A 20476-nucleotide genomic window follows, 5' to 3' on the forward strand; every position below is an offset into this window, starting at 1 on the left:
CAGCACATTATCACTTGATAAATTTAAAATCACATCTTATTCTGTATATATTAAACCATTAGTAAATACATTATAAACATCACTTATCAACTGATAAGTTAAGGGAGATGAAAAGATGAAAAAAGGATTTATGGAAAGCTACACTAAATCTGTCGGAGGAAAGCTTGGCAGATGGGTCACGTTAGCCATTTGGATTGCGGTTGTTGTTCTTTTGAATGCGCTATTCCCGCAGGCTAACACACAGGAAAATAACCTGGCTGCAAACCTAAAAAATCAACAGCCGTCTGTAGAGGCTCAAAAGCTTGCAGAAAAAGAATTTCCATCAGGGACTGGCAAACCAGCACTACTTACCTGGTACAGGAGTACTGGAATTTCAGATGATGACCTAAAGTCCATTCAGGGTTTTGCTGAAAAAATCACCAGTAAACCACTGCCATACCAAATTGATGCTGCACCTTTTCACAGGCTGCCCCTGCCAGCTTTAAAACAGCAGGTTTCAAGTGACGGCACAACTTTAATCTATCCGATCCTTTTTGAAAAAAAAGCAAGTACAGAGCAGTTGAATAAAAGTTTCGATGCATTAAACAAGCTGACATCATCCGAGTTTGATAAAAATCCATTAAAGACTTCTCTATCGGCTAAAAACAACTTACTTGTAAGGGTAACTGGCCCGGTGGGAATCGAGGTTGATGCGACGGCCCTGTTCTCCCAGGGAGATCTTAAGCTTCTTTTTGCGACGGTTCTTCTCGTGCTCGTCTTCCTGCTGGCCATCTACCGTTCCCCGATCCTGGCACTGGTTCCATTAATAGCAGTAGGGTTTGCTTACGGAGTCATCAATCCACTTCTCGGGGCTGCCGGCAAAGCAGGTTTGGTTACCTTCGACTCCCAGGGGCTTTCAATCATGACCGTTCTCCTGTTTGGGGCGGGAACGGATTATTGTTTATTCCTAATTGCAAGGTTTAGAAGTGTTTTACAGGAAGAAGATAGCAAAATGGCTGCTCTAAAAAAAGCGTTAGGCAGCTCTTCCGGTGCAATAGCCATGAGTGGTTTGACAGTGGTGTTTTCCCTGTTGGCCCTGCTTCTGGTACATTATGGATCCATTCAGCGCTTCGCCATTCCATTTAGTTTATCGATCCTCATCATGATGATCGCGAGCTTGACCTTGGTACCTGCCCTGCTTGGTATTTTCGGGAGAATCTCATTCTTCCCCTTCATTCCAAGAACGGACGAAATGATAAAAGAACGGGCGATACGTAAAGGAAAGCCTGTTCCTGCTAAAAAGGAAAAGCACAGAATCGGCTCCGCTTTAGGCCAATTTATTGTTAGGCACCCTAAAACGATTGCTGTTGTTACAACCGTGGTACTGGGAATTTTCGCTTTTTCCGCAAGCAAAATTACGTATACATTTGATACGTTATCCTCCTTTCCGAAGGATATGCCATCAAGGGAAGGCTTCCAGCTCATTTCGAAGCATTTCACACCAGGCCAGCTAGCTCCTGTTCAGGTGATCATTGACACAGAAGGAAAAGAGGTAAAAGTCGGAGATGATTTAAAGGCATTGTCCTTTGTTTCCAAGGTATCCGACCCACAGCAAGGAAAAAACAATCAAAATCTCTTATCCTATGAAGTCGAACTGGATGAAAATCCATATTCCAACCAAGCGATGGACCATATTCCGGTTATTAAAAAAGCAGTCAAAGCTTCCTTAAAGGACACTGGCCTTTCAAAAAATCATGTTTGGGTAGCAGGACAGACAGCAACGCAATATGACACAAGAGAAACGACAGACAGAGACGCATTAATCGTCATCCCCGTCATCATTGCGATGATTGCGGTCCTTTTGTTCCTATATTTGCGTTCCATTGTCGCCATGGTTTATTTAATGGCAACCGTACTGCTTTCGTTTTTCAGTGCACTCGGCCTCGGATGGCTCGTTCTTCATTATATGTTTGATGTAAATGCTATCCAGGGATTCATACCTTTATATTCCTTCGTCTTCATCGTTGCACTTGGCGAAGATTATAATATCTTCATGGTATCAAGCATTTGGAAAAAAGCCCGTAAACAGCCTTTGCCTGCAGCAGTGAAAGACGGAGTCGCCGAGACCGGATCGGTCATTACTTCAGCAGGGTTGATCCTGGCAGGAACCTTTGCTGTTCTCGCCACCCTTCCGATCCAAATACTCGTCCAATTCGGTACTATTACCGCCCTGGGTGTATTGTTGGATACGTTTATTGTCCGCCCATTCTTAGTTCCAGCGCTTACGGTTTGGATTGGAAAATATGTGTTCTGGCCAGCACGGGGTTCCAATGAAGCTGTAAAATATGATGTATAGCCTTATCTCCCCCTCATTTACTTGAGGGGATTTTTTTATAGGATAATATGATAAAAAGCCCTACAAAAGTAGGGCTTAATGACGCATTATTTCGTTAGACTGACACTTCTTTCTTTAAGGAAACAATACGCTTCGTTTCCTGTGACTCCAGTGCAGCTAATATTATTTGCAGTGATTTCATTCCTTCTTCACCGCTAATTAGTGGTTCTTTATTTTGTACAATGCTTTCAACAAAATGGCTAATGACATTAGAGGATGTTTGTCCGCCTTCTTCATTTGTTTGGATTTTATCTAGTTTATGATAAACGGCGCTTCCATCGCGATATTCTTCAATTAGTGAGTATTCTGGATCTGCTTCTAATCGAAGTGTACCTTTTTCTCCATAAATAATAGTAGAATTATCCCCACCACCTGACACATAGGCCCAGCTTGCTGCAAGCGTTCCGATAATACCGCTTTCTGTGCGTAAAATGCAAACGGCGTTGTCATCGACTTCTGTGTTTTGCTTCGCATTTGTTTCAATGAATGCTCCTACTTCGGTAAACTCTCCGAGCAAATAACGCATTAAGTCTGCTTTATGGACGCCAAGGTCACCCATTGCACCAATAAAGGCCTTCTCTTTATTAAAGAACCAGCTCTCTGCTCCGTCAATACTCCAACCCTCAGGCATGAATGGCCGAACGTGGTTTTAAAGCTGAAAATCTTTCCGAGCTTACCAAGTTCAATAATCTCTTTTGCTTTTTGATGTGAAGAAACGAAACGTTGGTTATGTCCAATCATGAGTTTTTTATCATTTACCTTCGCTGCTTGAATCATAGCTTCAGCTTCTTCTTGTGAAGTCGCCATTGGTTTTTCACATAAAACATGCTTTCCTGCGTTTAGTGCCGCAATCGATACAGGTGCATGTAAGTAGTTTGGGAGACACACACTTACCACATCAATTTCATCAAGATTTACTACATCCTTATAATCAGTAAAAGCTTTTGCTCCATATTGTACGGCCATTTCCTCTGCACGCTCTGCAACGATATCGCATACCGCAACTATTTCTACTTCTTTATTCGAATAATATTCAGGCAAATGGCGATATTGTGCAATACTTCCACACCCGATTACGGCAACTTTTAATTTACTCATATTTATTTCCCTCCTATTTTTATACGTTTAGTAACCCATTATCTTCTATCTTCTCTTTCAAGTATTGGATGCTCATCTCAATACTTTCAAATGGCCTGCGACGACTAAAATCCTGCTCAACCACCCACCATTTTACACCGGCTTCTTCACCTGAATTTAGTACAGCTTCAATATCAACGCCACCTGTTCCAAGCTCAGCAAAAAACTGTTCCTCATCTGTTGTCATATCCTTTAGATGTACAAGCGGTGTTCTATTTTTATAACGGTTCATCCACTCTACAGGATTTTCACCCGCTTTTGTAAGCCAGTACACATCGAACTCTGTCTTCACATTATCTGGGTTTGTGTCGTCAAAAATAGCCTCAAGTGCCGTTCTGCCATCCGACAGGCGCTCTAGTTCAAAATCATGGTTATGATAAAGAAGGGTAATGCCCTCTCGGCGGCACGCCTCACCTGCCTGATCTAAAACAGAAATAAGGGTTTTATAATCCTTTTCACTTCGACGTTCTTCCATTAAATAAGGGCATACAACATATTTGCTTCCTAATATTTTTTGATCTTCAATAACCTGCGCCAAATTATTTTCCAATTCTTCAAGAGGTATATGGCTGGAAGCTGCCTGAAGACTAAGTTCATCCAATAAAGCTTTTACTTCTATCGGAGTCCATCCGCCATATCCAGCAAATTCAACGCCATCGAAACCAAGCTCAGCAACTTTTTTCAATGTGCCTGCAAAATCTTTCTCGCTTTCGTCACGCAAAGTATACATTTGGACAGCTACTGGAATTTTCGTCATCTTACATCCTCATTTCTATAAAATTCAAAACATTACATATTTGATTACAGAATACATTTTATACCTCTCAATGAATATAGAGGATATAACTAAAACATCTACTATTTTGCTATTATGATATTTTCCCCAAAATTGAGGCTTATGACGACGAACATTCGTTATTGTGGGTTTTCCGGTAAAGGTATTGTTACATCTGTCACTTCACCATCTAACGTTCTGCCTAACACGTTTAGCGAGTTAGAGCTCACATTGCCGTACGAATCAAGTGCATGTACTTCAATCTGATAAAATGTATTAGGCTGCAATTCGTCCAGTGACAATGTTAATGGATTTGGAACAGGATCTTTGTAGAATTCTGAGAACGCAAGGAATTGATTTGCTATTTCCCCTGTTTTCGCTTTTTTCACTACTACTTTATAGTCATGGACAAGAAGGTTATCTATTGCTTGGGTAAATATGATTGTTAAGGAGGTGGCTGTCGTTTTTTCATGATCAATCGAAAGCATGGAGTCCGGTTTAAAGAACGGCGCCTTTTTGTCACCTGATTCTGTATAGTTGAATGTCTGTTTATATGCAGGGTAGCTGATTGCAAATGGTTCCCCTACCCAATCATTCTTATGAATATCACGGCGATGAATCAATACTTCGCTGTCATAAACCTCTACAATTAAAGCTTGATTCTGGAAATTAGCACCCTCAGGTATTTCGCCTTGAACTCTTCCATTTTCGAGAAATAAATAAGCACCTGTAGAAGTTCCAATGGAAGTGAAATCTTTTTGATGGATGATTCTAGGATCGTCTAAAGGATAATGCGTATGACCAGAAAACGCGATGACTTGAGGATATTCTTTTAACGTATTGTAGAATAGATCTCTATTCTCAGAAAAGCCCCATTCGCTTCCATAAATCGTGTTTATCATGGGCTGATGGTGGAAGACGAAAATCGGTTTGCTTGGATCATCTGCATTAGCTTTCCTTAACTGTTCACCTAGCCATTCAATTTGATTTGAAGAATATGTTCCTTCAGTTATGCCGTCTTCTGTTCCTAGAATAATAAAATGATAGCCATTTATGACCTTGTGATGATAAATGGAATTCATACCCGTTTTCTCGAAAAAACGTTCTTGTGCATCCTCTACTGATAATCCATTCCAATAGTCATGATTCCCGATTGCGATCAATGAAACTGCTGTTGGTTGTTTTCTAGTATTGTAAGCATTCATAAATTTATCATACTCTGATATATCTCCAGATTCAGTTAAATCACCAACAACTACAAAAGCATCTTGTTTAGGAGCTACTTGATTTAATTGGTCTAAAGTAGTGATAAATTTTTCTAGATTATCATTATCATTATGATCTGAATGAATATGTATATCGCTTATTACCGGAAAAATTAATTTCGAATTATTTTGAGATTTATCCATGTTCATTGCTTTACTCCTCATTTGATTCACTAATGAAATATTATTTAATTTCCAAATTACTGTTTTTGGCAAGCTGCATATCAGTGAAACCATCTTCCCACCTAAATCCAGGAAAATTTTTACAAACAATTTATAGTTTTCAAGAGTGACCCATTCTTACTTTTACGAATCCAGGTCTTTCCGTCGTTTCCACGAAACTCTTGTAAGGGTAAACTCTCTCTGGATTTCATTTGCGTACATACCTTTCTATGCAAAACTTAATTTTTCAATTGCCAATAAGATTCTCTCGCGAACCTCTTCAAAATGAACAATATCCTCATTTGGCTTATCAAATGATTCTAAACAACTTTTGCATAACTCATCAGCAAGTTCTTTATTCTTTTTAGCAAGCATGTGAAACAATTCGTAGTCTTGAACTCCCGCTCGCATTGCTTCAATTCTCATGCTGCCCCAGACTTCTTTTCCTGCGGGATAAGAAATGTGCGTGTCTCCGGGTGGGAAGAAAATATCTTTATGATTAAATGGGTCTGGTGCATCACACCAGTTGAAACCCCAGTGCAAGTATCCTTTCAAATCATACCGATAATTTCCCCAGTGCAATAATCTTGTACGGATAAGTGGCATATCCCAAAGACGATTTAAATAAGATCCTCCTGGGTAACAACAAGTATAGAACCATAGCTCTTCTCCATTGTTTCTGATTCTCTCAAACTTATCTCTATTTTCTTGGAGGTAGTTATTCTTTGGAATCCAAATATCAACTGCACCGTCCAAATCGTAAGTTTCGACAGCTTCCATCAAAGATACTCCAGGTAAATGCTTACGCACAATACCAGAAAGAATGCGGTACTCATCTTTGCAGGCTTCAATCGGCTCGTCGCCAACGTGTTGATGGAGCAAGTGCAGCCAATTGTTCTCTTCCAGAAATGCTTTCCAAGCTTTTAAGTATTGACTAACAAATTCGTATGCCTCTTGAGATTTTGCAGAAACGGTTTCCCCCAGGATATTAACGATGAAAGTAGAATCCCAGAAATCAGCCCGCGCATAAATCAGATTTCCTTCAATATGAGTGAAACCTTTTGAAAGAAACAATTCAATTAAGCGCTTTGTGCGGTCAAACCTAAATTCATAAGTTCTATCTCTGCGTCTAGAAATCTCCCTAATTTCATTTGGAATCCAAAAGTGAGTTTGTCTTGTCCTTGCCATTAGGTCGGCATACTTTTCAATCATTTCCCAATGTTCTTCAGACCACATTACCAGGTTGTGTTGAGTTGCGATATTGTCTGCTCTGTACCAGTTGGAAATATATAGATTCTTTTCTTTTGGAATGGTTATATTGAAAATCTTTAAGGAAACAGGAATTGAAAGCATAGATCCGCCCGTTTGAAGGTCAAAAGAAAAAGTGAATTCTCCCGTAAGTGCATTTTCGTCCACAAAGAAAGCCAAATACAAAGCTTCCGTCTGAGCGGTTACCTCGAACTCATTATTTGCAAGCGGCCTTAGTGCATCATATACTCTGAAAGGAGCCTTTCGAGTTGTATATCCGTCTGCAGACTCACCTGCCTCCTCATTCACACAAAAACAAATTGGTCCTGTATTTTTTTCACAAAGGATGTCGACTTGTTGATAACCTTCGACAGAAACACCTTTTGGAGTTATGCAATCCCATTGATATTTTGTACCCACTTCCAAGTGATTTAATAAAATCTGAGTTGAAATATAAGCACCTTTTGCTGTGTTGAGCCTAATCTCTTTGTCACCATACTCTGTAACAATGCTATCCGGATACAGCCACTCATTTTGATTAATTATCTGATACTTCATTCACAAGTCACTTCCATTCATTCACTTGGAAAAAATTGAGCTTATTTATTTGAGTTAAGCTTTAAATCGATTAATTTAGAAAAAGGTGAGTCAGATTTTCATCATGACCCACCCTTGAAAAAGTGACAATTATCCTAAATATTTGCTTTGAAAAACCTACCAGGACATTTTGTGTAATCCTTTGATTTCCACAAGTGTCCTGTAATTAATTCTGATGAACATATAGAAAAAAACGGCAGGCAACAAGGTAACAATAACAAATTGATGATAAGGAACGAACTTTGTCACTGCAAATAAAATAATAAAAATCGGTAAGATTGTTTTCGGAAAATAAACCACTGAATATATGAAAGAAGTTCTTAAAAGAACGTATAACCCATCGTCATAAAAAATTATCAATACATATGAAATCAAATTAAATGAGATAATCAATGAAATGATTATATAATTCGGGAACACACGACCAGACATAGCTAATGACCAAATGGTTGCCATCGAGAATAGGGCAATAAAAAGGAGAATTATTAGTCTAATCCATATTTTTTTATTAAATTTCAATCCTGAAAATAATTTTCTATCTTCAATTATATTTACTACACATCGATTCATTCCTAAAATCGAAATAGGCAAAGATACTAGAGGAATAGAAACAAGTAAGAACAAAATATTCAATACTATCAACTGTGAAATCGCCGTTAAATAATGGTAAAGTTTACTTTCTAAGCTTATCATTTCTAATTACCTCAAAATGAATCAGAAGCCAGTCTCAGGAAGACTGACTTCTGAGTTATTTATACGTTAGTAATCTTTAATTACTTAAGTTTTTTAACGTTTTGAGCAATAACTGCGTTACGTGACTTCTCGATGGCAGCATTGCCATTATCATCTCTGAATTGTTTGAATGAAGCAAACGCCTGATCTACATCAGCATTAGATTTAGCTTTAAGGATTTTTACAAAAGTTTGAGCCCAATTAGTTGCAATCTTTTCTTTATTACGAGAGTCTTCAGATGTTAAGTTGGCATCCATAAACGCTGTAGCACTCTGCGTATCTGATAAGTATGGTACAGTCCAAGCATAAATTTGTTGGTCCGCAGTTGAATACTGATCGATACCGGCTAGTTTAGAAAGGTAAGACCCGTTTTCAAGAGAAAAGTTTTTACCAAAACCGTATTTAGTATCCATCTGATCTGGGTGATTGTTTTTTATATCTTTAACTGCATCGCTAAATACTGCCTTACCGCTAACCATAGTGTAGTCAGTACCCTCTCTACCGAAGTAGTTTGTAGCTTGTCCTTTTTCACTTGCAAGGTAAGTTACTAGTTCCATAGCTTTCTCAGGATTTTTACACGTTTTCGAAATATAGGTACGTGTCCATCCTGCAATTGATCCACCACTTAAAGCAACAGTCTGGGATCCTTCCTTAGAACTTGGTCCATTTATAGCTTCATAAGCTGCAGAAGGATGGGAATTTGCCCAAGCTGGGAATAAGTAAGCGTCACCATTTAGGTTTGCACTTGCATACGCAAAATATGTTCCGTTAGATATCTTCGGTGTAGCATCAGTTTGAGTCGTTACATCTGGATCTAAAAGTCCTTGACGGTTTGCTTTTGCCAACACTTTCATCCATTTTACAAACTCTGGATCAGTGTAACGGTCATAAAGTTTACCATCTTTTACAGTAGGAATACCAAGGAAGTCTGCCAGCCATGCGTCAGTTCCAACTGAATCAGCACCAATTGCGCTGATTCCGAAAGGAATTACAGCTTTTCCGTCGCCGCCTTTTGCATTTAATTTCTTCACAGCTTCAAGAGCGGCTAAGAAACCTTCGGGCGTGCTCATGTCAGGTGAACCGATTTGTTCATACAAGTCTTTACGAACAACAAACGCTTCGTTACCATAAAGGCCATCTTTTGCTTGATAGTCATCCTTTGTGTACGCAAAGTTAGGATATTTATAAAGGTGACCATCTGCTGATTTATAGAATTTTACGATCGATGGATCAGCAACATGTTTCATAAAATACGGGTCATATTTCTTAGCTAATATATCTAGAGGAATAGCAACCTTATCTAGCTCCTTGACCAATGGGCTTCCACCATCAACTGTGATAATATCAGGCAGCGTGCCTGAAGCAATAAGAGAATTCAACTTATCATCTCCACCGCTTTTGTACGTGATATCAACACCTGTATCTTGTCTTATGTATTTTTCAACAGGAGTATCGAAGTGACCAGGTCCAAACCAATCCCATCCGAAAAACCAGTTAAGTGATGCCTTATTTTTATCTTTCTTCCAACTTGGCGTCTCAGCATCCACTGTGATTTTTGCTTTTGGCAAGTGGTACTTTGCAGCATCATCCTTACCAGAAGTAGCACTTGCACAACCTGCCAAGCTCGTTGCTAGAGCCAATCCTGTTACTGCAAGTGCAGTCTTTTTCCATACTTTCGACTTTTTCATAAATTAAATCCCCTCTCTTTTTTTACTCTTTTACTCCGCCTACTAACATACCGCTAATAAAGTACTTCTGTAAGAACGGATATACCAACACGATAGGAAGTGTTGTTATTACCATTGTTGCTTGTTGCAAAGCTTGCGTCGGGATTACGATCCCTGCTTTGATAGCTGATTGCGATCCGACACTCATTAACATTTGATATAAGTAGAATTGAATCGGAAATAAGTTCGGATTATCAATATACAACTTTGTAGTGAAGAAGTCGTTCCATTGTCCAACTCCGGTAAATAATGCAATAGTAGCAAAAACCGGAAAAGATAAAGGTAGTACTATTCTAAAGAAAGTGCTGAAATATCCTGCACCATCCATTTTCGCTGATTCTTCTAAAGATGCTGGTAAGTTTCTAAAGAAATTCATGAAGATAATTAAGTCATAAAAGCTGAATAGTCCTGGAATTATATAAACCCAAAAACTATCATATAAGCCCAACGATTTAATAACTAGGAAGCTAGGAATCATCCCTCCGCCAACAAACATCGTTAAAACACCCAGTTTGATAAACCATTTTCTGCCTAAGAGTTCAGATTTGCTCATCGCATACGCTGCAACTCCAGTAACAATTAGATGGGATACAACCCCAATAACTGTTTTTAGAACGGAAATACCAAATGCTTTATAAATTGCCGGGTTGCTTAAAACTACTTGATAGTTAGCCAACGAGAATTTTCTCGGCAAAAATAGATCCCTCCTTTCAGCGAGTCCGTACCATCGTTGAATGACAATGAAACTATATTCATAATTGGGAGTAAAATCAATAAACTAAAAAAAGCAATAAAAATGATGTTGCAAACATTAAAGACTTTCTCACCTTTTATCAACTTTATCTCACCTGCCTTAAAAAATGGTTGTGTCGTTAAACTTCCTTGTTAAGAAGTTAGCAATAAGTAACATTATAATAGAAACAATTGATCCCAAAATTCCTACCGCTGTCGCGTATGAGAAATCTCCTTGTTTCATAGCCATAAAATACACAAATGAATCAATTACTTGGCTGTTTGTCAAGTTAGACGGATTTTGCAAAACCAATGCTTGGTCCAAATTGGAGCCAATAAGCGAACTGATTCGAAGAACGAACATTAAAGTAACGATACCTCTAATACCTGGAAGTGTAATGTGCCAGATTTGTCTAAACTTAGAGGCGCCATCTACCTTAGCAGCTTCGTATAATGCAGGGTCAATACCTGACATCGCAGCAAGATATAAAATCGTGCCCCAACCTACTTCTTTCCAAATATCAGAGAAGGCCGCAAGCCACCAATAGAGTCCAGGGATCGCAAGAAACTGAATTGGGTGCTTGATTAGATGAAGGCTCATTAAAAAGCTATTTACAAATCCAGAACTGCTTAGCCATGTAATCAACATTCCACCAAGAATAACCCAAGACATGAAATGTGGAAGATAGGAAATTGTTTGTGTCGTTTTTTTGAATCTTCCCATTCTTAACTCGTTAATAAGAATCGCCAGTATAATTTCTAATGGGAATCCTATGATTAACTTCATGATACTAATACCTAGCGTATTACCTAGCGAATGAAAGAAAGCCGGATCTGTTAAAAAAGCTTTGAAATTATCCAGACCTACAAACGGCGAATCAATAAATCCGTCAATCGGCGAGTAATCTTGGAAAGCAACGATCAATCCAAACAATGGAATAATATTGAAAATGATCAATAAAATGATTGCTGGCCATATCATTGTTTGCAATTGCCATTGGCCCATAAATTTCTTTCTTTTACTTAATCCATTCTGGCTTTTTCTCGGAATGACGATTTTATATGTTTCTTCAGCCGGCTTTAACATACTGTGCACCTCTTCCTTTCACCTATTACATAAAAAGTGATCTGCCATTTACCACACTCTGTCTCTACCAATCTATTTTGTACAAAAGTTGAGGCATACATGTCCAATTGCTGTTTCCATATCATTTTGGTTATTTTTTTACGGATTAAAACGTCCAAATTTTCAAGATTTTAATTCCAATAAAAGCGTTTTCATTTGAATGAACGGTCTCGCTCATAAATTACATTATTGATCAATATTCACGTCGAAATATTCTGTTATCTCTTCATTTATATTTTAGTTGTAAACGGATACAGTGTCAACGTAATTATTTATAGTATTTAATTAATATAGTTTAATATTTTAATATCCCTGGTTTTCTTCATTTTTTTTGCTGAAAATGTGTATCAAATTGAATAAAAAAAGGCACTAAGTGATTTTTATCTAAACAAAACTCGCTTAGTGCTAATATGGATTTCCAACTATTTTTAGTAAACAAAGCTAAATACTTTTTCCTTCATATCATTGATATAAATGTTGAAGTCCCCACGCTCAATTTGTGGCTTCAGGGAATTATCCAGATATTTCAAATCCTCTAAAGAAAGTTCAAACTCAATTGTTTTTGAATCACCAGCAGGAACGTCAACAACCGAATATTTCTTCATCTCGCGAATTGGACGACATACTTTAGAAACTAGATCCTCGATGTAAAGGACGGCAATTTCTGTATGAACATATGAGCTAGGGTTTTCTACTTTGAAAGAAATCTTGATGTTTTCTGTTTCAGTAATTTTGTTGCTTGAAATCTTAAAATCTAAATACTTAGCATTCGTATAAGTCAAACCGTGTCCAAACGGGAACAAAGCTCCCGATTCGATGTCTTGGTAACGACTGCTATAACTTGAATCGTTCGCAGGTCTACCTGAATTGTACTCATTGTAGTAGATTGGCGCTTGTGCCGAATGTCGTGGGAATGACATGGTCAATTTACCCGAAGGAGAAGCTTCTCCGAACACTAAATCAGCCACCGCATTACCTGCTTGCGTTCCTGGGAACCAGCAAAGTAAAAGTGATGGAATATCATTGATGATTGATTCCAAAGCAAGTGGTCTTCCAGTAAATAGAACGCATGAATAAGGCTTGTTCAGCTTCTTCACTTCACGAATCAATTCTTTCTGGCTATCTTCAAGTTCAAGATTAACACTACTGTGTCCCTCTCCACTTAACTGCCAGTCCTCACCAATTGCTACTAGTACATAATCACAGTTTTGTAAAACCTCTTTTGGACAATCTGAAAGCGATTCGTACGCGGCAATATCAGCATCAGGACGAACATTCTTCAAACCTTTCTCTAATGAAACAACATCTTCGAAACGCCCTTTACACATCCAGTTTCCAAGCAATTCGTTTGTTTTAGCGAATGGCCCAACTACGACAACTTTCTTATGCTCAAGCTTAATTGGTAAAGCATTGCCTTCGTTCTTCAAAAGCACGCAAGATTTCTTCGCTGACTCGCGAGCAAATTCAATGAATTTCTGATTTAAAAGAACATCATTTTCTGCATCCTCATTAACATAAGGATTTTCGAAAAGTCCTAAATCGTTTTTCAATTCAAGAACTTTCAATACTGAGTGATCTATCACATTAAGAAGTTCAGGATTTTCTTCAAGGATTTCTTTACCGTTCTCAAAGTAAAGTGTTGAAACCATTTCGATATCGATTCCAGCTTTTAATCCGAGAACTGCTGCTTCTTTACCATTTCCAGCAACGCGGTGGTTTTGCAGCTCTGCTACAGCACCCCAATCAGAAATGACAAGATCATCAAATCCGTACTTATCTCTTAAGATATCTTGCATCATTTCCTCACTTGCTGTTACAGGAATACCGTTAAACGTATTGAATGAACTCATTACAAATCTTGGTTTGCCTTTTAATGTTTCTTCATATGGCTTTCCATAGTAGTCGAAGAATTCACGCATGGACATATCTACAGTGTTATAGTCCTTACCACCGATTGGCGCACCGTATGCAGCGAAGTGCTTCAAACAAGCAGCAACTCCATCGTTTGATAGTTTGCCGTTTTCTCCCTTTTGATAACCTTCTACCATCGCGCGGCCAAGGTTTCCAGAAAGAATGTGGTCTTCACCAAACGCTTCCATTACACGGCCCATCTTGGGTCGCGAACCAGGTCAACCATTGGCGAGAAGTTTACGTGAATACCCGTTGCACGCAGCTCTGATGCCGTGTGTGCAGCAGCTTCTTTGATCAGCTTACTATCCCAAGAACAAGACATTGCTAACGGGATTGGGAAAATTGTTCTATATCCATGAATGGCATCATGCATGAATACTAGAGGCACTTTCAAACGGGAATTCTCTAAATATGCTTTTTGAATGGCATTTGTAATTTTCGCACTAGAAACACCGATGATGCTTCCGATTGTGTATAAGTTGTTGTTTTCTAAGATGGCATTCGAAAATCCTGGTCCAGTTTCAATCATTTCATCGTCAACTCTACCAATGTAGTGCTCGCCAGTAATCTGACTAATTTGTCCTAGTTTTTCTTCTAAGGTCATTTCCTTTAATAACTCAATAAGTTTTTGCTTTTCCATATTTATTTCCCCCTATTCACTTACATTGGTTGTTTCCATTCTAAATCTGGGAGGATATCTTTTTGTAACTCACACAATTCGTCAATCATAGCACAAGCTTGGTAGTAAGTTGGCGCTTGTGGATCAAGAAGAATTGCTTGAAGCAACTTCGTCTTAGATCCCTCATGATATGCTTCAAATAACAACTTATGAATTGTACCCTGAATATGGATTGTTCCAATGAGTGCAGTTGGTAATTCAACTGTCATCGGCACTAATTCAATTCCCTTACCATTAACAATAGCTTGTGTCTCAACTACCATATCATCTGGAAGACCCTTAATAGCACCTTTGTTCGGTAAGTTCGCCGCATTGATGACGATTTCGTCATCAAAGAAAATAGCCTCAATGATAGGAACCCCATACTCACATGTTCCATTTACATTTTCCTTTTTATACTCAAATTGTTCTGCAATCCAAGTCTCTAATTCACTATCCCCTTCGTGCAGTTCACGGTCTACACTACCAGCGTGTGCGCAGTAAACGAATTCAGGGATTCTGGAATTCTTGTCGCCAATCTTTTCATTCGGATTCATTGGGTTATAGCGGAACTGCAATGAAAGACCCGCATAAAAATCCTCCGCCCAAGAAATGTATTCACCACAGTGGTTCGCTCCAGGATATGGGTAGTAACCATATGTATGGTAGAGTGTTCTTGAAAGTGCTAAGTGATCGAACTTAGCCAGGCGATTTGCCTTAGCTTCTTTCTCACGGAAAAGTGGATACAAGTCTTTTCCTGTGTTCTTATCCCAAATCTTTGTGAAGAAACCGAAATGGTTTAAACCGCCACCTTCTACAGCAATATCCTCTTTTTTCATTTCAAGCATTTCAGCTAATTGCTCGATACCCATATCTAGACCGTGGCAAAGACCAACAATCTTAATTGAAGTTAGGTTAGAAACAGCTTCAACTAATTTTGCTTCAGGATTTGTGTAGTTTATAAACAAAGCGTTTGGACAAACTTTCTCCATTGTTCTAGCAATATGCAACATTGGTCCCAGGTTACGCAAAGTATGGAACATTGACCCTGGTCCACCATTTTCTCCATAGATTTGCTTACTACCGTAACGGCGTGGGATATGGAAATCTTGTGCCCAATAGAAATAACGATTTACTTCTATTGCAACGATTACAAAGTCCGCATCTATTAGTGACGACTCTAAATCGGTTGTCATCCAAATCTTTGCAGGACTTTCGAAATCTGCAAACATTTGAGTTGCATAATCATGTGTCATTTTTAAGTTTTTATCACTAATGTCCATCAGTGCAATTTCTAAATCTGTTTCTTCTCTTAATCTTTTTGATAAAACTAAATCTTGCAGTGTGCCTAATGCAAAGGAAACGCTTCCAGCACCCACTAGAGTGACTTTTAGCTTTCTCATTTTTATATCCCCCTTTTATTGTTTTTTATTATTTTTCAAAGCCATATATCCGGCGCCAATTAAGCCAGCATCATTACCAAATTCTGAAACTATCATTTTCACTTTGTTTACTAGATTAGAGAACACTTTCTCCTTTGTTTTTTCTGAAATTTTTTCAACAAGCCATTGGTTATGTTGTATTACAGCTCCGCCTAAAACGATAATTCCAGGATCAAAGCAGTGAATCAAGGATGCCATTCCACTAGAAAAATATTCTATCCATTCCCCAATCGCCTGAATTGCACCCGCATCTCCTTCTTGATACTTCTCAAAAAGTAGTCGTGAAGTTCCGTCATCTCCAAAAAGAGATTTACTCTTTTGTTCTAGCGCCATTCCACTACAAAGATTTTCTAATGTACCATTAGAGAACCCTCCTTTGGAATCAGAAAGTTGGATGCTTCCTACTTCTCCTCCGTATCCATGAGTTCCATGGAATACTTCACGGTTAATGATGATTCCACTACCAATACCTGTACTTACAGTAATGTATAGCGAATACGGATGTTCTTTTGCACTACCAATGTTTGCTTCTAATACGGCAACGGCGTTTACATCGTTTTCAATGAAAACTTCATACTCTTTAAAAAACTCGTGGATTTCAGAGATATGCACTGACTCTAAATACGGAACATTGGTTGCATCGGAAAGCATTTCTATCCCTAGTGTTAATGGAACCGGTAGCACAACCCCCATCTTTTTCACTTCTTCAGATGGATCAAGTTCTCGAATGGTCTCTTTAATAGATGTGAACAACTCTTCCTTCGTCTGAAAACTAGATGTGTCAGTAACTTTTTTGGAAAGAAGTTGCAGATTTTCATCTATCAGACCAACCCGGACATTTGTTCCTCCGATATCAAAACCAATTACTTTCTCTGTCATACTTTTCACCTCTAAATTATTGATTCAGATTGAGGTGTTTAGCTGCAGCTGCATCTAAATAGAAATCGATATGATCGAAACCTAACATTTCCTGAGCAGGTAACTTCTTTTCACCACTCGCAAAAATTTCCTTCACAATTTCAGCTTTATGAGCACCAGTAATAGCCACTACAACTCGCTTACTATCGATTACTTGCTTTAACCCAATCGTGATCCCTTTTTCCAAATTAGTTGGTTGATTAAAATATTTTTGAGCGACTTCCTTCGTCTTCTCAGAAAGATCAACCACTGTACTATAATCGATTACTTTAGAACCCGGTTCGTTGAGTCCGATATGTCCATTCATTCCAACGCCCATCAAGCTAAAAGTAATCGGATTTTGTTTGATTGCTTCATCAATACGAGAGCATTCCTCATCTAAATCCTCTGCTGTTCCATCAAAGAAACAAACTTGTTGTTCTTGAAGACCAATTAGGCTAAACAGATCCTTATTTAGCATTTGGTAGCAACTTCCCTCGGATGTTTTTTCAATTCCCACCCATTCATCTAGGCTAACAATCTTTAACTTCTGAATATCAGAATGACCTTTGATCATTTCAGAAAATTGCTTATAGCTCTTTTCTGGTGTACTCCCAGAAGCCAAGCAGAATACTGGATTTTCATCACCTAGATATTCTTTCATTTCAGCAGCAATCACTTTCGCTACATCTTCTTCAGCTTCAAAAACCCTTATCATGTTATTGCTCCTTTTTATCTCGAAAGTACTTCATTCATTTCGTGTTGTAACGACAAAATTGCAGCTCCAATTGCACTTGAATTTTGAACAAGGTTAATTGAAATCGTTGGGGCCCAATCAACATATTGTTCAATACAGTTTTTCACGCTCTCAAGTAGTCGATCTGAAAAAAGAGAAACTGACTTTCCACTTAAAATGAAATGGTCTATATCTAAAATACTAATGATGTTAATGATTGAAAGTGCTATTTTTTTTGACAAATAGTCAATACACACTTCAATTCCCTGGTCCGTGCTCAAATTGTATGTGTTTTTCAAGCGAGAGTATTTAACTTTCCCTTCTAACCATCCTATTGATGACGGTGTTTTTTGATAGTTTTCATCAAAGCACATATATTCTAGTTCTCCCGCACTTGCATTCATACCACGGTATAGTTCGTTATTGATGATAATCCCGGCACCAATACCTTCGCCTACTGAAATATTTACTAAATTTTTAACACCAGCATCTCCTGAATTTAATGTTTTTAACTCAGCAACCGTTGCTGCGTTTACATCATTCTCAAGACTAACTGGCAATCCAACTCGACTCTCTAGCTTATCGATAACCTCTTCATAATTGAAGTCCTTCTCCACACCATCATCAACACGCATACGAACTGTTCTTTTTCGAATGTTTATAGCTCCATCAATGGCTAAACCTACACCTATGATAGTTCCACCCCGTTCATCAGCTTTTTTCTTCATCTCATTGATAATATCTTCGAAGTATTTAACAAAATCTTCACTGTGAAACGGCAATTTCGCCTCCACAGAAAAACTATCGACAATTTCTCCGATGAGATTCACTAGAACGACCGCAACTTTTCTTTCAATTAATTGAATTCCTACCGTAACAAAACTGTTTTCATTTAAACGATAGACAGTTCTCTTCCTTCCCAACCCGCCTGAGCCATCACGACTCTCTCCGGATAAGGCAACAAGACCAATTTCATAAAAAAAATCGACAATCTTACTCACTGTTACAAAACTCATTGTGGTTTTTTCTGTAATCTCAACTTTTGCTATTTCAGGGTTTTGTAAAAGGATTTCATAAATGATTTTTCTGTTTTCATCTTTGATATCATTGGGCAAATACGATCTCATTTAAATCCCTCCAAAAGAATTATAACACAATTAATTTACAAAGTTAAATAATAGTTTAATAACCAATACAATGCAGTCTGAACCCCATGTTTTGCTCAGACTGCATTAATTTTATTTAGAAAAAATCTAATCATTTCCACAGTAGACTTTTAACGTTATTTTATAAGATTAATTTATAAAATTAATTAATCTTCTCGACTAGATTACCCTCTTTATTTTATAATAAAAAGACTTAAGTCACTAGGAGGCAATTATGAAAAAATATGAAAAATTAAAAATCGCCATAATTGGTGCTGGAAGCGTTTCCTTTTGCCCTTCAACCGTTTTAGACATTTTTCAAAGCGAAGAAATTAATACTTTGCCTCTTGAAATTGCTTTGATGGACATCAAAAAAGAAGCACTTGATGTGAGCTTCGGCTTCTGTCAAAAATTAAGAGACCAAAAAAATCCTCAAGCGAAAATTTCTGCAACCACTAATTTAAAAGAAGCACTACATGATGCGGATTTTGTCGTTACAGCCATCGAAAAAGACAGATACCATTACTGGTCACAAGACTTTCATATTCCCCGCAAATATGGTTTTAGACAAATTTACGGAGAAAACGGCGGTCCAGGTGGTTTGTTCCACACATTGCGTAATTTAGGACCAATGCTAGAAATCGCACATGCAATGGAAGAAGTTTGTCCGGATGCTCTTCTACTAAACTATACAAATCCTGAGGCAAAACTAGTAGAAATTATTTTAAAATCAACAAAAATCAAAGCTGTTGGACTTTGCCATGGCGAATGGTGGGGTGTGTGGCAGGTTGCTCACATGTTAGGCATGAAAATGGAAGACATTGAGACAGAAGCATGTGGACTTAACCACTTCGCCTGCTTAACAAAAATTGTTGATAAAAAGACAGGCAAAGACTTGTATCCTTTACTAAAAGAAAAAGAAAAACAATTGCCTAAACTAGCTCATTGGGATCATGATACTTTATCAAGACTAATGTTGAGAATTTATGGGGTATGGATGTACCCAGGGGCGAATCATATTGGTGAGTACTTTGCGTGGAGTGATGCATACTTAGCAAGTGCAGCAATGCAGTTCTTTTACGATCCGGCAACAGAAAATCCTTGGGAAAATAAAAACAATCCACTTGAGCTTGTTTACACGGTTGACTCTATCGTAAACCGTGATTGGGAAACTGAAATGGCTCAAAAAGATGCAAATGCTATTTTTGAAAGTGCTTTTACAGTGAAAGACAAAGAAGAATCTGGTGATATAGTTCAAAGCAGCGAATATGGTGTACCAATTATTGAAGCAATCGTATTCAATAAAACGACAAAAATTGGTGCAGTAAATGTTTTGAATGATGGATATGCACCAAATCTTCCTAACGGTATGGCTGTTGAAATACCTGCTATTGTTGATGGAGATGGTATTCATCCTCAAAAAACAGCAAAAATTCCTACAGCACTTGCTGCAATGATTGCAACACAAGGCGCAATCACTGAATTGTTACATGAAGCTTATAATGAAAAGTCAAGAAACAAACTGCTACAAGCGGTTTTACTTGACCCTACAGTTTCTTCCTACAACAATGCTGTAGCGATGATTAATGAAATGTTTGAAGCGCAAAAAGAAGTTTTACCTGACCTTAGATGGAATTAAAAAATACTTTTTAAAACGGTATTTCCTTTTGGTTCTGTAACTTATAAAATAATGTTTTTAGAAAAAGCCCGAGAGATTCTATTTACTCGGGCTTTTAACTAAAAAAACTCGGTGGTTTTCAAAAAAACCTCCGAGTTCAAAAAATTCGCTTATTGCATTTCTACGACTAACTT

General features: G+C 38.0%; 12 protein-coding genes and 3 pseudogenes. 2 read left to right on the top strand and 13 right to left on the bottom strand.

The window, feature by feature from the left end:
- The first annotated feature begins 115 nt into the window (after nucleotides 1-115).
- The gene (locus RCG23_RS02775; RefSeq protein WP_308178492.1) at nucleotides 116-2335 is read left to right on the top strand and encodes an MMPL family transporter; all 2220 of its coding nucleotides are present in this window, start codon (nucleotides 116-118) and stop codon (nucleotides 2333-2335) included.
- Between the two features lie 94 nt (nucleotides 2336-2429).
- On the opposite strand, the pseudogene RCG23_RS02780 reads toward RCG23_RS02775, so the two are convergent.
- The 13 genes and pseudogenes from RCG23_RS02780 to RCG23_RS02840 all read right to left on the bottom strand — a co-directional run bounded on the left by RCG23_RS02780 (nucleotide 2430) and on the right by RCG23_RS02840 (nucleotide 18646).
- Nucleotides 2430-3472 (bottom strand): annotated as a pseudogene (locus RCG23_RS02780) (Gfo/Idh/MocA family protein).
- Between the two features lie 19 nt (nucleotides 3473-3491).
- On the bottom strand, nucleotides 3492-4268 hold the full coding sequence (locus tag RCG23_RS02785; RefSeq protein WP_308178493.1) for a sugar phosphate isomerase/epimerase family protein: 777 nt from the start codon (nucleotides 4266-4268) through the stop codon (nucleotides 3492-3494).
- A gap of 158 nt (nucleotides 4269-4426) precedes the next feature.
- Entirely contained in the window at nucleotides 4427-5701 is a 1275-nt protein-coding gene (locus RCG23_RS02790; RefSeq protein WP_308178494.1) for a metallophosphoesterase family protein, read from the bottom strand.
- Nucleotides 5702-5941: 240 nt separating this feature from the next.
- Nucleotides 5942-7519: a DUF4091 domain-containing protein gene (locus RCG23_RS02795; RefSeq protein WP_308178495.1), complete on the bottom strand. Its 1578-nt coding sequence runs from the start codon at nucleotides 7517-7519 to the stop codon at nucleotides 5942-5944.
- 812 nt (nucleotides 7520-8331) lie between these two features.
- A complete protein-coding gene (locus RCG23_RS02800) occupies nucleotides 8332-9978 on the bottom strand; it encodes a type 2 periplasmic-binding domain-containing protein (RefSeq protein WP_308178496.1) in 1647 nt (548 codons plus the stop codon).
- 22 nt (nucleotides 9979-10000) lie between these two features.
- A pseudogene (locus RCG23_RS02805) lies at nucleotides 10001-10860 on the bottom strand (carbohydrate ABC transporter permease).
- Nucleotides 10861-10870: 10 nt separating this feature from the next.
- Entirely contained in the window at nucleotides 10871-11836 is a 966-nt protein-coding gene (locus RCG23_RS02810) for an ABC transporter permease (RefSeq protein ID WP_308178498.1), read from the bottom strand.
- A 467-nt stretch (nucleotides 11837-12303) separates the two neighbouring features.
- A complete protein-coding gene (locus RCG23_RS25810; protein ID WP_374049838.1) occupies nucleotides 12304-12480 on the bottom strand; it encodes a fibronectin type III-like domain-contianing protein in 177 nt (58 codons plus the stop codon).
- A 228-nt stretch (nucleotides 12481-12708) separates the two neighbouring features.
- Nucleotides 12709-14426, bottom strand: a pseudogene (locus tag RCG23_RS25815) (glycoside hydrolase family 3 N-terminal domain-containing protein); the annotation flags it as partial.
- 20 nt (nucleotides 14427-14446) lie between these two features.
- Complete coding sequence (locus tag RCG23_RS02825) at nucleotides 14447-15847, bottom strand: family 4 glycosyl hydrolase (protein ID WP_308178501.1); 1401 nt, start codon at nucleotides 15845-15847, stop codon at nucleotides 14447-14449.
- 15 nt (nucleotides 15848-15862) lie between these two features.
- The gene (locus tag RCG23_RS02830; RefSeq protein ID WP_308178502.1) at nucleotides 15863-16765 is read right to left on the bottom strand and encodes an ROK family protein; all 903 of its coding nucleotides are present in this window, start codon (nucleotides 16763-16765) and stop codon (nucleotides 15863-15865) included.
- Nucleotides 16766-16781: 16 nt separating this feature from the next.
- A complete protein-coding gene (locus tag RCG23_RS02835; RefSeq protein WP_308178503.1) occupies nucleotides 16782-17501 on the bottom strand; it encodes a 6-phosphogluconolactonase in 720 nt (239 codons plus the stop codon).
- Between the two features lie 14 nt (nucleotides 17502-17515).
- Entirely contained in the window at nucleotides 17516-18646 is a 1131-nt protein-coding gene (locus RCG23_RS02840; RefSeq protein WP_308178504.1) for an ROK family protein, read from the bottom strand.
- Between the two features lie 253 nt (nucleotides 18647-18899).
- Between RCG23_RS02840 and RCG23_RS02845 the strand changes: the two genes are divergently transcribed.
- Nucleotides 18900-20303, top strand: a complete 1404-nt coding sequence (locus RCG23_RS02845; protein ID WP_308178505.1) for a family 4 glycosyl hydrolase — start codon at nucleotides 18900-18902, stop codon at nucleotides 20301-20303.
- Nucleotides 20304-20476: the final 173 nt, after the last annotated feature.

Origin of the sequence: Neobacillus sp. PS3-34, from assembly GCF_030915465.1 — a bacterium.
GTDB lineage: Bacteria > Bacillota > Bacilli > Bacillales > Cytobacillaceae > Neobacillus_A.

Coding starts and splice junctions, on each gene's coding strand:
- RCG23_RS25810 (WP_374049838.1), bottom strand. CDS start 12,480: ATGAAGAAATATTCGGTTGTTGACGTTCCTGCTGGTGATTCAAAAACA.
- RCG23_RS02785 (WP_308178493.1), bottom strand. CDS start 4,268: ATGACGAAAATTCCAGTAGCTGTCCAAATGTATACTTTGCGTGACGAA.
- RCG23_RS02825 (WP_308178501.1), bottom strand. CDS start 15,847: ATGAGAAAGCTAAAAGTCACTCTAGTGGGTGCTGGAAGCGTTTCCTTT.
- RCG23_RS02790 (WP_308178494.1), bottom strand. CDS start 5,701: ATGAACATGGATAAATCTCAAAATAATTCGAAATTAATTTTTCCGGTA.
- RCG23_RS02845 (WP_308178505.1), top strand. CDS start 18,900: ATGAAAAAATATGAAAAATTAAAAATCGCCATAATTGGTGCTGGAAGC.
- RCG23_RS02775 (WP_308178492.1), top strand. CDS start 116: ATGAAAAAAGGATTTATGGAAAGCTACACTAAATCTGTCGGAGGAAAG.
- RCG23_RS02795 (WP_308178495.1), bottom strand. CDS start 7,519: ATGAAGTATCAGATAATTAATCAAAATGAGTGGCTGTATCCGGATAGC.
- RCG23_RS02800 (WP_308178496.1), bottom strand. CDS start 9,978: ATGAAAAAGTCGAAAGTATGGAAAAAGACTGCACTTGCAGTAACAGGA.
- RCG23_RS02835 (WP_308178503.1), bottom strand. CDS start 17,501: ATGATAAGGGTTTTTGAAGCTGAAGAAGATGTAGCGAAAGTGATTGCT.
- RCG23_RS02840 (WP_308178504.1), bottom strand. CDS start 18,646: ATGAGATCGTATTTGCCCAATGATATCAAAGATGAAAACAGAAAAATC.
- RCG23_RS02830 (WP_308178502.1), bottom strand. CDS start 16,765: ATGACAGAGAAAGTAATTGGTTTTGATATCGGAGGAACAAATGTCCGG.
- RCG23_RS02810 (WP_308178498.1), bottom strand. CDS start 11,836: ATGTTAAAGCCGGCTGAAGAAACATATAAAATCGTCATTCCGAGAAAA.